The organism is Caldovatus sediminis, from assembly GCF_014644455.1.
Taxonomy (GTDB): Bacteria; Pseudomonadota; Alphaproteobacteria; order Acetobacterales; family Acetobacteraceae; genus Caldovatus; species Caldovatus sediminis.
The window spans coordinates 218,282-230,844 of the sequence record NZ_BMKS01000002.1; the positions used below are offsets into that span (position 1 = coordinate 218,282).

A 12,563-nucleotide genomic window follows, 5' to 3' on the forward strand; every position below is an offset into this window, starting at 1 on the left:
CAAGCGAACGAAGGGCGAGACCGATGGCCGAGGGCGAGGCCCGGCGCATCTACCTGACGACGCCGATCTATTACGTGAACGACCGGCCGCACATCGGCCACGCCTACACGAGCCTCGCCACCGACGTGCTGGCGCGCTGGCACCGGCTCGACGGGCACGAGGTGTTCTTCCTCACCGGCACCGACGAGCACGGGCAGAAGGTCGAGAAGGCGGCGCGGGACGCGGGGATGGACCCGCAGGCCTTCACCGACCAGGTGAGCGAGCACTTCCGCGAGCTCGCCCGGCGGATGAACTTCTCCAACGACGACTTCATCCGCACCACGGAGGAGCGCCACAGGCGCGCCTGCACGGCGCTGTGGGAGGAGCTGGCGCGCCGCGGCGAGATCTACCTCGGCCACTACGAGGGCTGGTACGCGGTGCGCGACGAGGCCTTCTACGGCCCGGACGAGATCACCGAGCGCGACGGGCAGCGCTTCGCCCCCTCCGGCGCGCCGGTGGAGTGGGTGCGGGAGCCCTCCTACTTCTTCCGCCTCTCCGCCTGGCGCGAGCGGCTGCTGCAGTTCTACGAGGACAACCCCGACTTCATCCTGCCGCCCGGCCGCCGCAACGAGGTGATCAGCTTCGTCAGGGCGGGGCTGCAGGACCTCTCGATCAGCCGCACCAGCTTCCGCTGGGGCGTGCCGGTGCCGGGCGACCCGGCGCACGTGATGTACGTCTGGCTCGACGCGCTGACCAACTACATCACCGCCGTCGGCTACCCGGACACGGGCGCGCCGCGCTGGCGCTTCTGGCCGGCGGACGTGCATTTCGTCGGCAAGGACATCCTGCGCTTCCACGCCATCTACTGGCCGGCCTTCCTGATGGCGGCGGGCATCGCCCCGCCGCGGCGCGTCTTCGCCCACGGCTGGTGGACCAACGAGGGGCAGAAGATCTCGAAGTCGCTCGGCAACGTCATCGATCCGCTGGCGCTGATCGGGACCTACGGCCTCGACCCGGTGCGCTACTTCCTGCTGCGCGAGGTGCCGTTCGGGCAGGACGGCGACTTCTCCCGCCGCGCCCTGATCGCGCGCCTGAACAACGAGCTGGCGAACGACCTCGGCAACCTCGCCCAGCGCACGCTGAGCCTGATCCAGCGCAATTGCGACGCCCGCCTGCCGCAACGCGCGCCGCCGACGGAGTCCGACCGCGAGCTGCTCGATGCCGCCGCCGCGCTGCCCGGCCGGCTGCGTGCCCTGTTCGACCGCCAGGCCTTCCACGAGGCGCTGGAGCAGGTCTGGAGTGTGGTGCGCCTCGGCAACGCCTGGATAGACCGCGAGAAGCCCTGGGCGCTGCGCAGGACCGACCCCGCGCGGATGGCCGCCGTGCTGCGCAGCCTGCACGACGCCATGCGCGTGATCGCCACCGTGTTGCAGCCCTTCATGCCCGACACCATGTCGCGGATGCTCGACCAGCTCGGCGTCCCGCCGGGGGAGCGGACCCTCGCCGCGCTCCGCACGCCGCTCCCCGGCGGCATCGCCCTGCCGCCGCCGACGCCGCTGTTCCAGAAGATCCAGGACGCGCCCCTCTAGGCCATCGCATGCTGATCGACAGCCATTGCCACCTCGACTACTACGCCGAGGCGGAGATCGAGGACGTCATCGCCCGCGCCCGCGAGGCCGGCGTGGCCGGGATGGTCACCATCGGCACCCGCATCCCCCAGGCCGCGAAGGTCAAGGCGCTCGCCGAGCGCTTCCCCTGCGTCTGGGGCACGGTCGGCATCCATCCGCACAACGCGGCCGAGCACGAGCCCCTGCCGACGCCGGAGGAGATCGCCGCCCTCGCCGACCACCCGCGCATCGTCGGCATCGGCGAGAGCGGGCTCGACTACTTCTACGACAAGTCCCCGCGCCCGGTGCAGCAGGAGAGCTTCCGCCGCCACATCCGCGCCGCGCGCCTCGCCGGCCTGCCGCTCGCCATCCACGCCCGCGACGCCGACGCCGACATCCTCCGCATCCTGCGCGAGGAGCGCGAGGAGGGCGGCGCCTTCGACTTCCTCCTCCACTGCTTCAGCTCGACGCGCCGACTCGCCGAGGAGGCGGTGGCGATGGGCGCCTATGTCTCCTTCTCCGGCATCCTCACCTTCCCGAAGAGCGAGGAGATCCGCGCCATCGCCCGCGACCTTCCCGCCGAGCGCCTGCTGGTCGAGACCGACGCGCCCTACCTCGCCCCCGTGCCGCTGCGCGGCAAGCGCTGCGAGCCCGCGCATGTCGTCCACACCGCCCGGGTGCTGGCCACGGTGCGGGGCATGGAGAGCGCCGCGCTCGCCGAGCTGACGACGCGCAACTTCCGGCGCCTGTTCAGGAAGGCGGTGTGAGGCGGCCTTGCGGCGCCTGAAGGTCACGCTCCTCGGCTGCGGCTCCTCCGGCGGCGTGCCGGCGATCGGCGGGCCGGACGGGCGCGGCGACTGGGGCGCCTGCGACCCGGCCGAGCCCGCCAACCGCCGCACGCGTTCGAGCGCCCTGATCGAGGGCCCGGAGGGCGGGCGCCTGCTCGTGGATGCCGGCCCCGACCTGCGCGCCCAGCTCCTCGCCGCCGGCGTCGGCCGCGTGGACGCGGTTCTGTTCACCCATGCCCATGCCGACCACATCATGGGCATCGACGAGCTGCGCGCGATCAACCGCGCCACCGGCAGGCCGCTCCCCGCCTACGCCACGCCGCAGACGCTCGAGATCCTGCGCCGGCGCTTCGACTACGCCTTCCTCCCCGCCACCCCCGGCTTCTACCGCCCCGCCCTCGAGCCGATCCCGGTGCAGCCCGGCGAGACGCCGACCATCGCCGGCATCGCGCTGCGCCTGCTGCGCCTCGACCACGAGGTGATGGAGACGCTCGGCCTGCGCGCCGGCGGCTTCGCCTACTGCACCGACGTGATCCGCATCCCGCCCGAGACGCTGGATGCGCTGCACGGCCTCGACGCCTGGATCGTCGGCTGCTTCCAGCGCCGCCCGCACAAGGTGCACGCCGACCTCCCCACGGTCCTCGGCTGGGTCGAGGCGCTGCGCCCGCGCCGCACCGTGCTCACCCACATGAGCCCCGATCTCGACTACGCCGCGCTGCGCCGGACGCTGCCGCCGGGCGTGGAGCCCGGCCGCGACGGACTGGTGCTGGAGATCGGCGAGGCGGGCGGAGCCTAGCTCCCGATCACCCCGCCGTCCTTCTTCACGATCGCGATCACGCTCGGCCGCGGCGGCACGCCGTCGCGGAAATCGGGCCAGCGGGTGGAGGGGCGTTCGAAGGTGCTGCCCGGGTCCTCCCCCGGATGCTGGATGGCGAGGAACAGCGTGCGCTCGTCGGGCGTGAAGGCGAGGCCGCACACCTCCGCCCCCGTCGGCGCCTGGTAGAACAGCCGCGTCAGCGCGCGGCCGTAGCCCGTGGTGTCGGCGGCGTAGAGCCCGTCCGCCACGCCCGCCGCGGCCGGCGCGCCGTCGGTCGAGATCCAGATCCGGCCCCTGCTGTCGAAGGCGCAGTTGTCCGGGCAGGAGAGCCAGCCGTTCGCGCTCGTGGCCCGGTGGTAGCGCGCGCCCGGATCGATCCCCGGCGCGCCGGCGAGGAGGAACAGGCCCCAGCGCGCCTCGGTCGCCGCGTGGTCCGGCCGCTCCCCGGCCATCGGCGGGATGATCTCCACCACGTGCCCGTGGAGGTTGTTCGCGCGCGGATTCGCCCCGCGCGCCTGCTCCGCCGTGCGGCGCGTGTTGTTGGTCAGCATCGCGTAGACGCGCCCGGTCACCGGGTTCGCCTCGACGTCCTCCGGCCGGTCCATCGGCGTGGCGCCGAGCAGGTCGGCGGCGCGCCGCGCCTCGATCAGCACGTCGGCCTGGCTGGCGAAGCCGTTCGCCGCCGTCAGCGGTCCCTCGCCGTGCACCAGCGGCAGCCACGCCACCCTGCCGTCCTCGTCGAAGCGCGCGACGTAGAGCGTCCCCTCGTCGAGCAGGTCGCGGTTCGCCGCGCGGTCGGCCGGGTTCCACGGGCGCGCGGTGACGAACTTGTAGATGTACTCGAAGCGCTCGTCGTCGCCGCTGTAGAAGGCGACGCGGCCGTCCGGGCACAGCGCCATGGTGCAGCATTCGTGCTTGAAGCGGCCGAGCGCGGTGCGCTTCACCGGAACGCTCGCCGGGTCGTAGGGGTCAACCTCGACGATCCAGCCGAAGCGGTTCGGCTCGTTCGGCTCCTTGTCGAGGTTGAAGCGGTCCACGTGCCGTCCCCAGCCGTAGACCGCCTCGCGCACGATGCCGTAGCGGCGGTAGTGCTCGCGCTGCGGGCCGTTCGCGGCGGCCTCGCCGCCGAAGTAGAAGTTGAAGTTCTCCTCCGCCGTCAGCAGGGTGCCCCAGGGCGTGCGGCCGCCGGCGCAGTTGTTGAGCGTGCCGAGCACCCGCGTCCCGGTCGGGTCGGCGTTGGTGCGCAGGCGCGGGTGCCCCGCGGCGGGGCCGGAGAGGCGCATCGGCGTCTCCGCCGTGATGCGGCGGTTGAAGCGGCCGCCCGCCACGTAGCGCCAGCGCCCGTCCGCCTCGCGCCGCACCTCGACGACGCTGCCGCCGTGCGCGGCGATCTCCACCGCGACCTGCGCGGCGCTGGTGCGGGACCGCGCGGCGCGGCCCGCGCCGAGGCCGGGGAACATCAGGTTCGTGTTGGTGTATTCGTGGTTGGACCAGAGCAGCCCGTGATCGGCGCTGCGCGAGCCCTGCGGCAGCGGGAAGAAGTCGAGGTAGTCGCAGTTGTAGCCGAACTGCCGCGCCTGCCCCTCGGCGGTCAGCCGCGCGATGTCGAATTCCGGCGCGTCGGCGAGGATCGGGTCGCCCCAGCGGATCACGAGCTGGATCTCGTAGCCCTCCGCCACCGCGTCGCCCTGGGCGAGCTGGTGGCGCAGCTCGGGGAAGGTGAGGGTGGAGGGGCCGCCATCCGGCGTGTTGCCGCTGCTGTGCGCCGGCACGGCTGCCGCCGCGGCGCCGGCGACCGCGAGCGCCGCCGCCGCCGCGCCGCCGCCGAGCAGCCCGCGGCGGCCGTAGCGCGCGGCGGCCACCTCGCCGAACGGGCGGGTCGGGGCAGGATTGCTGCCGATGTCCTCGATCTCGATGTCGTCGGCGTCGTGCGGCGCGATCGGCTCCGGCATGGCCTGGTGCGGTCCCTCGGTCGCGGTTGCGGGGCGGGACGGAGTCTAGACCGCGGCGAGCGACGGAATCATCAGCAGGGCGTGACGGTTCCGTGAAACCGCGCCCGTCCGCCTAGCGCCGATCGCGGACGGCTGGAAACAGCCGGGAGCGCGAATCGGCTCGGCAAACGACGAGCGGGAGCCGTCGCAGCGGGCACGGCCGAGCGGAAACGGCGCTAGCCGCCAACCGTGCCGCCGCCGCGCCGCGTCAGCGCCAGGAGCGCGGTGCGCGGCGGCAGCGCGGGATCGAAGGCCGGCCAGCGCGTGCCCGGCTGCCCGAAGCTGGCGCCCGGCTCCGCGCCCGGGCGCCGCGCCACGGTGAACAGCGCCGTCCCGTCGGGGCTCACCGCCGCGCCGCCGACCGCCGCCGCGCGCGGCGCCCCGTAGATCGGCACCGCCTCGCCGCGCGACGGCCCCTCGATCTCGCAGGCGTAGAGGCCGTCCGCCTGGCGTCCGACCACCCCGCCATGGTCGGTGCCGATCCAGAGCCGCCGGCCGGAGGGATCCATCGCCAGCGTGTCCGGCATGGCCGGCTGGGCAGGCGGCGGGGGCTCCGGCGGCGGGGCGCCGCGCACGGACCGAGGCGGCGGGGGCGGGGGCGGCGGCTCGCGGCCGACCAGCAGGGTCAGCACCACGCCCGTCTCCGCCGCGTGGTCGCCGGCCGCCGGCACGATCTCGAGCACGCTGCCGGCGGGGCCGCCCGGCGCCGCCTGGGCGCCGCGGCAGGCGACGAACAGCCGCGCCCGCCGCGGGTCCGCGGCGAGCCCGGAGGGCGTGTCGAACGGGCTCGCGCCAAGCCGGCCCGCCACCGCCACCGGATCGCGCCAGGTCGCGGCCTCCGCCGGCAGCGGCAGCCAGCGCAGCCCGCCCGCCGGCTCAAGGCGCGCGACGAAGAGGGTGCCGCGATCGAGCGCGTCCGGCTCGGTCGCCGCGGCGTCGGAGACGAAGCGGAACAGGAAGCCGCCCGGCCGGCGGTCGCTGAGATAGACCACCGCTCGCCCGTCGCGGGCGAGCGCCGCCGCCGCGTCGCCCTGGGCGAAGCGGCCGAGCGCGCTGCGCTTCGCCGGCACCGCCAGCGGGTCGAGCGGGTCGAGCTCCGCCACCCAGCCGTAGCGCGCGGGGTCGCGCCCGCCGCCGAGCCGCGCCAGCCAGGCCGCGGCCTCACCCTCGCACAGCAGCAGCGTGCCCCAGGGAGTGGCGGCGCCGCCGGTGATGCCGAACAGGCCGGTGACGGGCGTCCCAAGCGGCCCGAGGCCCTCGGCGAGCGGGCCGCTCAGCCGGCACAGCGTGCGCCCGGTGAGGCGGCGCATCTGGTAGCCGCCCTCGACCACCAGCCAGCGCCCGTTCTGGCGCATCACGTTGATGAGGCTCGCGCCCTGCATGGCGGCCGCCACTTCCGGCCGGTCGCGCCCGTCCGGGAAGGCCATGCGCGGCTCCACCGTCGGATGGGCGACGGCGAGCACGGCGCGAGGGATGCCGTCGGTCGCGGGCGGCGGCTCGATCAGCGCGGCGATGCGCGCGTCCCAGCCGAATTGCGCCTCCGCCGCCTCGGCGCTCGGGCGGTAGGGGTCCCAGGGCGGCGCGTCGTAGGCGACGCGGTCGCCCCAGGCGAGCATCAGCAGCCGCTCGTGCGGGCCGAGCACCGTGTCGCCCGGCATCACCGGGAGCGGCGCCGGGGCGAGCTGCGCCCGCGCCGGCGCCGCCGCAGCGAGGGCGGCGACCCCGGCGAGGGCGGCGCGGCGGCCGATCACGGCAGCGTCTCCTCCTCCGCGACCGGCGGCGGGAGGTGCACCTTCACCGGCGGCAGCGGCCCTTCCCAGCGCTCCACCTGCACCAGGCAGGACTGCGCGCTCGGCCCCTGGCCGAGGCGCGAGGTGCCGATGTCCGGCGTCAGCACGTTCGGGTTGCCGTGCACGCAGAGCGAGCCCGGCACGCCCGGCTCCAGCGGGTCGAACCAGGCGCCGGTCGCCATCGCCGCCACGCCGCGCAGCAGCCCGGGATCGAGCCTGAGCCCCGCGAGGCACGCCCCGCGCGCGTTGAACACGCGCACCACCTCGCCCTCGCGCAGGCCGCGCGCCGCCGCATCCTCCGGGTGCATCCGGATCGGCTGCCGCCCCTGGATCTTGTCGGCCGCGGCGACGCGCCCGGGATCGAGCTGCCCGTGCAGCCGCGTCGCCGGCTGGTCGGACAGCAGGTGCAGCGGATACGCCGCCGCCGCCTGCGCCCCGAGCCACTCGCGCGGCGCGATCCACACCGGGTGCCCCGGGCAGTCGGCATAGCCCATCGCCGCGATGGTCTCGCTGAACAGCTCCACCTTCCCCGAGGGCGTGTCGAGCGGATGCCCCGCCGGGTCGGCCGCGAACTCGGCGAACTGGGTGTAGGCCTCCTCCGGTTCCGGCGGCGGCACCTCGACATGCCCTTCCGCCCAGAACCGCTCGAAGTCCGGCGCCTCGAACCCCATCCGCGCGCAGGCCTGGCGCCAGCGCTCGTAGAGGTGGCGCAGCCACGCCCCCTCGTCGCGCTGCTCGGTGAAGCGGTCGCGGTAGCCGAGCGCGTCCGCCACGTCGGCGAGCATGTCGAAGTCGTTCCGCGCCTCGCCCTGCGGCGGGATCGCCTGGTGCATCGCCCGCACGAAGCGGTCGCGCGAGGAGGAGGCGATGTCGTTGCGCTCCAGCGTCGTCGTCGCCGGCAGCACGATGTCGGCGTGCCGCGCGAGCGGCGTCCACCACGGCTCCTGCGCGACGATCGTCTCCGCGCGGCTCCAGGCGCGCAGGAACCGGTTGAGGTCCTGGTGGTGGTGGAACGGGTTGCCGCCGGCCCACCAGATGATGCGGATGTCGGGCAGCGTGATCGTCCGCCCGTTGTATTCCAGCGTCCCGCCCGGCCGCTCCAGCATCTCGGTGATGCGCGCCACCGGGATGTGCAGCCCCGCGTTGCGCACCGGCGGCATGGAGACGGCGGGCAGCTCGCGCCGCGGCGTCCCCATGCCGTTGATCGAGCCGTAGCCGAAGGCGACGCCCTGCCCGGGCCTGCCGATCGTCCCGAGCATCGCCGCCAGCGCCACCAGCATCCACCAGGGCTGCTCGCCGTAGTCCGCCCGCTGCAGCGACCAGGCCGCGGTGAGCATGGTCGGCTTCGCCGCGCATTCCAGCGCGAGCCGGCGGATCGTCGCGGCGGGGACGCCGGTGATCGGCTCCGCCCATTCCGGCGTCTTCGCCACCCCGTCCGCCTCGCCCGCGACGTAGGCGCGGAGCCTCTCCCAGCCGACGCAGCGGGTGGCGAGGAATTCGCGGTCCTCCTTCCCCGCGGCGAGGATCGCGTGCGCCATCGCCAGCATCATCGCCGCGTCGGTGCCGGGCCGGATCGGCACCCACTCCGCCCCGAGCTCCGCCTCCATGTCGCCGCGACAGGGCGAGATGCCGACGAACCGCACGCCGGCCGCCGCGGCGCGCCGCATCAGCGGCAGGTACTCGTGCGCGCCCCCGCCGCCGTTGCTGATCAGCCCGTTCTTCGCCGCCAGCCCGCCGAAGCAGAGCATCAGCCGGGCGTTCGCGGCGATCGCCGCCCAGTCGGTGACGCGGCCGAGCACCACCTCGTTGGTGCCGAGCACGTGCGGCATCAGCGTCTGCCCGGTGGCGTAGGAATAGGACGTCACCGAGGAGGTGAAGCCGCCGCCGAGGCCGAGGAAGCGCTGGAGCTGCGTCTTCGCGTGGTGGAACCGCCCGGCCGAGGACCAGCCGTAGCTGCCGCCGTAGATCGCGCTCGGCCCGTGCTCGGCGCGCACGCGCCGCGTCTCCTCGGCGAGCAGGCGCGTGACGCGGTCCCAGGAGAGGGGGACGAAGGGATCGCTGCCGCGCGGCGCGCCGCGCCGCTCGCCGCGCAGCCAGCCGCGCCGGACGTAGGGGCGGTCTATGCGGCACGCGGCGTGCACCACGTCCGGCATGCTCTCGATCAGCGTGCCGGGGAAGGGATCGCGCGCGAAGGGCCGCACGCCGACCAGGCGGCCATCCTCCACCACGGCGTCGAAGTAGCCCCAGTGCGATGCGTGCGGCTTGATGACGGTCATTGCGGCGCCCGTGTCCTTCGTTCCGTCCCGACCATGCCCCGGTGGGCGCACGCGCCGCAAGCGCCGGCGCGGGGCGGCGCGGCCGGACCCGGCCGCGCCGTCCTCCCCGCAGCCCATGCGTCGGAAAGGGGCGGTTCCGGGGAAGGCGCGTCCGCGACCCGTTCTGCTCGATCCGGGGCGCCAGGCGCCGATCCTCGCGGGCCCTGCGCCGGCGGGCGGCACCATCGGTCGCGTCGCCGTCACCACGCGGTTCGCACCGGTCCCGGCCTCCGGCCTCGCTCGCGGCCGAGATTCCCCGCGCCGGCTTCGAACCGCGCACGGTCGAGGCGGTGCCGGCGTCACGCCTGACCGGCGACCGGGGCGGCCCGCCGGCCGGCCGCCGGGCTTGGGTGCCGGCCCCGTTCGCGCCTACACTCGCACCCCGACAGCACCGCCAGAGGAAGACCGCCCCATGACCCCGCCCCGCAACTCCAGCGCCGCGCGCGACATCGCCCACGTCCTGCATCCCTACACCGACCACAAGGTGCACCAGCAGGCCGGCCCCGTGGTGATCAGCCGCGGCAAGGGCATCCGCGTCTGGGACGACCAGGGCAAGGAGTACATCGAGGCGGTCGCCGGCCTCTGGTGCGCCGCGCTCGGCTTCGACAACGAGCGCCTGGTGAAGGCGGCCGAGGCGCAGATGCGCAAGCTGCCCTTCTACCACGCCTTCACGGCGAAGTCGCATGAGCCGATGATAGACCTCGCCGAGATGCTGATCGAGCGGGCGCCGGTGCCGATGAGCAAGGTGTTCTTCGGCAACTCGGGCTCCGAGGCCAACGACAGCGCGATCAAGATGATCTGGTACTACAACAACGCCCTCGGCCGGCCGCGGAAGAAGAAGATCATCTCGCGCCTCAAGGCCTATCACGGCATCACCGTCGCCTCCGGCTCGCTCACCGGCCTGCCGGCGAACCACAAGCTGTTCGACCTGCCGCTGCCCGGCTTCCTGCACGTCTCGACGCCGCACCACTACCACGGCGCGCAGCCCGGCGAGACGGAGGAGCAGTTCGCGACGCGCCTCGCCGAGGAGCTGGACGCCGTGATCCAGCGCGAGGGGCCGGAGACGGTGGCCGCCTTCTGGGCCGAGCCGGTGATGGGCGCGGGCGGCGTCATCGTCCCGCCCGCCACCTACTTCGAGAAGATCCAGGCCGTGCTGCGGAAGCACGACGTCCTCCTCGTCGCCGACGAGGTGATCTGCGGCTTCGGGCGCACCGGCAGCTACTGGGGCTGCCAGACCATGGGGATCGAGCCCGACATCCTCACCTGCGCCAAGGCGCTGTCGGCGAGCTTCCTCCCGATCTCGGCGGTGATGATCAACGACAAGGTGTTCCAGGGCATCGCCGAGGGCAGCCACACCATCGGCACCTGGGGCCACGGCTTCACCTATTCCGGCCACCCGGTGCCCGCCGCCGTCGCCGTCGAGACGCTGAGGATCTACGACGAGATCGGCCTGCTCGACCACGTCCGCCGCGTCGGCCCCTACATGCAGAAGGCGCTGCGCGCGCGCTTCGCCGACCATCCGCTGGTCGGGGAGGTGCGCGGCGTCGGCCTCATCGCCGCGATCGAGCTGGTCGAGGACAAGGCGGCGCGCAGGAACTTCGACCCGGCGAGGAAGGTCGGCCTGCGGCTCGCGAAGCTCGGCGAGGAGCACGGCGTGATCCTGCGCGCCCTGATCAACGACACCATCGCCTTCTCCCCGCCGCTGATCATCACCGAGGCGGAGATCGACGCGATGCTCGACCGCACCGCGGCGGCGCTCGAGGCGCTGGCCGTCCAGCTCCGGCGCGAGAGCCTCGCGGTCGTCTGAGACGCGCGCGCCGGCCGCGCCTTCGCCCCGCCCCGGCGCGCCGCCGGGGAGGGCGGGGCCCTGCCGCATGGAGCCGACCCGGCCTTGATCCCGCCCCGTCCGGCGGCGCTGTCCGCTGCGCCGCACGCCTCCGCTTCCCCGCTCCGCTCGCCGAGCCTGCCGGTCGCGGTCGCGCTGGCCGCCGCGCCCGTGGCGGTCCTGCTGCAGTCCAAGGCGATGGCGCCGCTCGCCCTCGTGGCGATGGCGCTTGCCGTGCTCGTCCACCGGCGCGTCCATGGCGCCTGGCCCTGGCCGCGCGCGGCCGCGGCCTGGCTGGCGGTGGCGCTCGGGCTCTGGGGCATGGAAAGCGCGGCCTGGTCCGTCGTGCCGGGGCGCAGCCTCGGCGCCGGCGCAGCCCTCGCCGGCGCGGCCCTGCTCGGCGGCGCGGCGGCGCGGGCGGTGGCGGAGGACACGGCGGAGGCGCGGGCGCGGCTGGCCCGCTGGCTCGCCGCCGGCCTGGCCCTCGGCCTCGCCGCCGCGCTGTTCGACCACCTGAGCGGCAGCGCCCTGCGCGCGGCGGTGCGCGGGCTGCGCGAGGCGCCTGCGGCGCTCGCCTTCGGCCTCAAGCCCGCCGCGGCGGTGATGGCGATGCTGCTGCCGCTCGCCCTCGCCGCGCCCTGGCCCGGCTGGGCGCGCGGCGCCCTGCTCGCGGCCGGCATCGCGGTCGTCCTGACGCTTCCCGGCGAGTCGGCGAAGCTCGCCGCGCTCGCCGGGCTGGCGGTCGCCGGCGCGGCCTGGGTCGCGCCGCGCGCGGTGCCGCGGCTGCTCGGCGCGGTGCTGGCGGCGCTCATCCTGCTCGGCCCGGCCCTTCTCGCGCCGGCCCTGGAGGCCGCCGCGCCGCGCCTCGCCGCCACCCTGCCGCATTCGGCCGCGCACCGGCTGGCGATCTGGGACTTCGCCCTGGCGCGGATCGCCGAGCGTCCGCTCCTCGGCTGGGGCATGGAGGCGAGCCGCGCGATCCCCGGCGGCGGGGAGGGACCGACCGAGGAGACCCTCGCCCGCCTCGGCCTCACCGCCCCCGCGCAGCGCGCCTTCCTGCTCGCGCCCGGCGCGGCGGAGCTGATGCCGCTCCACCCGCACAGCGGCGCCCTGCAGGTCCGGCTGGAACTCGGCGTGCCGGGGGCGCTGCTGGCGGCGGCGCTGGCGCTGCTGCTCGGCCGCGCCGCGGCGCGCCGCGCGCCGCATCCGCCGGCCGCCGCGGGGGCGCTCGCCGCGGCGGCGGTCTCGGCGCTGCTGAGCTTCGGCGCCTGGCAGGCCTGGTGGTATGCGGCGCTGCTGCTGGTGGCGGCGGGGGCGGCGGGGCTGCCGTCGCGGGCGCGCTGAACGCGACGCGGCCGGCCCGCGCGAGAGCCGTCTTCGCTCGGCCGTGCCCGCTGCGACGGCTCTCGCTCGTGGTCCGTCGAGCCGATTCACGCTCCCGGCCGTTCCCG

At 75.2% G+C, this 12,563-nt stretch carries 8 protein-coding genes; 5 read left to right on the plus strand and 3 right to left on the minus strand.

Features of this window, described 5'->3' with window-relative positions:
* Positions 1-23 precede the first annotated feature (23 nt).
* Genes metG through IEX99_RS03820 form a run of 3 tightly spaced genes read left to right on the plus strand, consistent with a single transcriptional unit; the run spans position 24 to position 3,170 of the window.
* A complete protein-coding gene (metG, locus tag IEX99_RS03810; RefSeq protein ID WP_188898644.1) occupies positions 24-1,568 on the plus strand; it encodes a methionine--tRNA ligase in 1,545 nt (514 codons plus the stop codon).
* 8 nt (positions 1,569-1,576) lie between these two features.
* The gene (locus IEX99_RS03815) at positions 1,577-2,353 is read left to right on the plus strand and encodes a TatD family hydrolase (RefSeq protein ID WP_188898646.1); all 777 of its coding nucleotides are present in this window, start codon (positions 1,577-1,579) and stop codon (positions 2,351-2,353) included.
* Between the two features lie 16 nt (positions 2,354-2,369).
* Positions 2,370-3,170 (plus strand): MBL fold metallo-hydrolase, encoded by an 801-nt coding sequence (locus IEX99_RS03820; protein ID WP_188898964.1) that lies wholly within the window; start codon positions 2,370-2,372, stop codon positions 3,168-3,170.
* On the opposite strand, the gene IEX99_RS03825 is transcribed toward IEX99_RS03820, so the two are convergent.
* The 3 genes from IEX99_RS03825 to IEX99_RS03835 form a co-directional block, all read right to left on the minus strand.
* Entirely contained in the window at positions 3,167-5,143 is a 1,977-nt protein-coding gene (locus IEX99_RS03825; RefSeq protein WP_188898647.1) for a PhoX family protein, read from the minus strand. The two genes, IEX99_RS03820 and IEX99_RS03825, sit on opposite strands and share 4 nt — an antisense overlap.
* A 215-nt stretch (positions 5,144-5,358) precedes the next feature.
* The gene (locus tag IEX99_RS03830) at positions 5,359-6,933 is read right to left on the minus strand and encodes a PhoX family protein (RefSeq protein ID WP_188898649.1); all 1,575 of its coding nucleotides are present in this window, start codon (positions 6,931-6,933) and stop codon (positions 5,359-5,361) included.
* The gene (locus IEX99_RS03835) at positions 6,930-9,248 is read right to left on the minus strand and encodes a molybdopterin-dependent oxidoreductase (protein WP_188898651.1); all 2,319 of its coding nucleotides are present in this window, start codon (positions 9,246-9,248) and stop codon (positions 6,930-6,932) included. Before IEX99_RS03835 ends, IEX99_RS03830 begins: the two co-directional genes overlap by 4 nt.
* Before the next feature lie 451 nt (positions 9,249-9,699).
* On the opposite strand from IEX99_RS03835, the gene IEX99_RS03840 reads away from it, so the two are divergent.
* Together IEX99_RS03840 and IEX99_RS03845 are read left to right on the plus strand one after the other, a co-directional pair.
* The gene (locus IEX99_RS03840) at positions 9,700-11,094 is read left to right on the plus strand and encodes an aspartate aminotransferase family protein (protein WP_188898653.1); all 1,395 of its coding nucleotides are present in this window, start codon (positions 9,700-9,702) and stop codon (positions 11,092-11,094) included.
* A gap of 84 nt (positions 11,095-11,178) precedes the next feature.
* Positions 11,179-12,456: an O-antigen ligase family protein gene (locus IEX99_RS03845; protein WP_188898655.1), complete on the plus strand. Its 1,278-nt coding sequence runs from the start codon at positions 11,179-11,181 to the stop codon at positions 12,454-12,456.
* Positions 12,457-12,563: the final 107 nt, after the last annotated feature.